The following is a 2,394-nucleotide window of genomic DNA, read 5'->3' as shown; positions in this document are numbered from 1 at the left end:
CGGGATCCAGTAGAAATACTAGTATTTTTTATTGTTTTTATGGATCCCGTGGTCGAGCCACGGATGATACAGTACGTTTTACAATTCACATAAAAAATTTCTAACAAATCAATAGTTCTAATGTTTTATTACAATACTATATTTAGCAAACATATAGATAAGATCAAAAGCGAAGGAAGATATCGAGAATTTAAGGCCTTAAAAAGACAAGCCGATAATTTTCCTTTTGCAGAACACGCTAATAAACAAATAGTTATGTGGTGCATTAATGACTATTTGGGTATGAGTAAACATGCAAAAGTAATGCAAGCTTCTATAGATGCCTTGCTAAAATACGGTGTTGGATCAGGCGGAACTCGCAATATCGGCGGTAATAATATCGCCATTCTTGAGCTTGAAAAAGAACTTGCAAATTTACACAAAAAGCAAGCAGCTTTAGTTTTTACATCCGGTTTTGTTGCAAATGATACAACGCTTGCAAGTCTTGCTAAAATCATGCCAGATATAGTATTTTTCTCCGATGAGCTAAATCATGCATCAATAATTGCAGGGATTACAAGTTCAAGAGCCGAGAAATATATATATAGACATTTAGACGTTAAGCATCTAGAAGAGCTTTTACAATCATTCGATATTAATAGACCAAAAATTATTGTTTTTGAATCGGCTTACTCTATGGACGGTTTCTTCTCACCTATCAAAGATATAATCAACTTAGCCAAAAAATATAATGCTTTAACCTTTATCGATGAAGTTCATACGGTCGGTTTATACGGTAAACAGGGTGGCGGTATTGCCGAACTTCTTAATTGTAGTGATCAAATCGATATTATTCAAGGTACACTTGCCAAAGCATACGGCACTATCGGCGGTTATATCACTAGCAACCATAATTTAGTCGACGCTATAAGACTAACCGCTCCAGGGTTTATTTTCACTACTTCATTGCCGCCGGTAATTTCTACCGCTGCAACGCATAGTATTAGACATCTCAAAGAATCAAATGAAGAACGAATAAAACATCAAGAAGTAGTTACAAAACTTAAAAATTCTTTTGAACATTTTAATATACCTTATTTGAAAAATGAAAGTCATATAGTGCCGATAATTATTGGTGATCCGATTAAAGCGGCGAAAACCTCAAATATGCTCCTTAATGAATACGGTATTTACGTTCAACATATCAATTTTCCAACCGTACCGAGAGGTACGGAACGCCTCCGAATCATCCCAACCCCTGCCCATACCGATAAAATGATCAATGATTTATCTATAGCCTTAGTGCAGATATTTGCCGAACTTGATATAGAATTATCTTCTGCTAAAGAACTTAACGAAGAAGTACGTTTAAACCTTATTGCTTAATGTCATTGCGAGGAAAATTACGAAGTAATTGATGAAGCAGTCTAGTAAAAAATTCTCTTAACGTTATTACCACGGAAGCGGGAAGGAAGTAAAAACCTATAAAAAACTTGTTTTTTAACGCGAGTTTCGAATTAATATAGCATAGGATTTAGCATATCAAGAGAGATGTAATAGAAGGTTTATTATCAGACATTTGATAATTTATCAGTGCTGCAACCATATGCACAAAGGCATTTGTAACTGATCTATGCCTTGAATGCTCAAACTTCCCCAATAGTTTAATTTTACTAAACACAGATTCTATTAATGCTTTTTTAAGCAATAATATTTTATCCAACATAGACATAAGTTTATTTTTCATATTTTTCTTTACCCTAGTTACCATAAAAATTCCTTGCTCTAAAAGTTGTAGAAATAATTGTTGCGAAATATAACCACGATCTCCGAATACTTTACCAAAAAGATTTTTGATTATCAGTTCCAGCTGTTTTCTATCATCCTTATTGCCAGGGCTAAAAGATGCTTTAACTATACCACCGGCTCTATTAATTATTAGATGTAGTTTAAGTCCATAGAACCAACCTTTTGTTGTCTTACTGCTTGCTGCTATGCCGGCGAACACTTTATTCATTGAAATACGGTATCTCTTACATACCTCTATATTACTTGAATCTACAAAAGAGAGTCCGTCACACTGATCCAAAATAGAATTGAATATTAGTACTAATAGTGGTAAATGTGGACCTATTATTTTTATAAATTGACTATAGCTTACTAATTGAAAATCTCTTTGATGATGAATTCATATTTGCTTCAGATAATAATTCTTAAAACAATCATAAGATGACTGCCAGTAGCCTATTATAATTGTTATTACCTCACTTCTGTTCAGTCGACTTTTTAGGACCAGATTTGTTGTTATGGTTAGTAATTGAATTTGTATGCTTGTCTAATTCTTGAAAAAAATCATCGACGTAACAAAATATTTCTGTAAAATCCATTATCATAGGTATTGCTCTTAAAGTTTTT

General features: G+C 33.2%; 2 protein-coding genes. One reads left to right on the top strand and one right to left on the bottom strand.

What is annotated here, in order from left to right; genetic code table 11:
- Nucleotides 1-120 precede the first annotated feature (120 nt).
- Entirely contained in the window at nt 121-1,365 is a 1,245-nt protein-coding gene (hemA, locus tag REIS_RS07220; RefSeq protein ID WP_008580668.1) for a 5-aminolevulinate synthase, read from the top strand.
- Nucleotides 1,366-1,513: 148 nt separating this feature from the next.
- Here hemA and REIS_RS11280 read toward each other — a convergent pair whose 3' ends face one another.
- On the bottom strand, nt 1,514-2,167 hold the full coding sequence (locus REIS_RS11280) for an IS982 family transposase (protein ID WP_083787737.1): 654 nt from the start codon (nt 2,165-2,167) through the stop codon (nt 1,514-1,516).
- Between the last annotated feature and the right edge of the window lie 227 nt (nt 2,168-2,394).

Source organism: Rickettsia endosymbiont of Ixodes scapularis, assembly GCF_000160735.1.
In the GTDB taxonomy this organism is placed as follows: Bacteria; Pseudomonadota; Alphaproteobacteria; order Rickettsiales; family Rickettsiaceae; genus Rickettsia; species Rickettsia tamurae.
Note: the sequence above shows the minus strand (reverse complement) of the source record. Positions and strands in the feature narration are given on the sequence as shown.

Coding starts and splice junctions, on each gene's coding strand:
- hemA (WP_008580668.1), top strand. CDS start 121: ATGTTTTATTACAATACTATATTTAGCAAACATATAGATAAGATCAAA.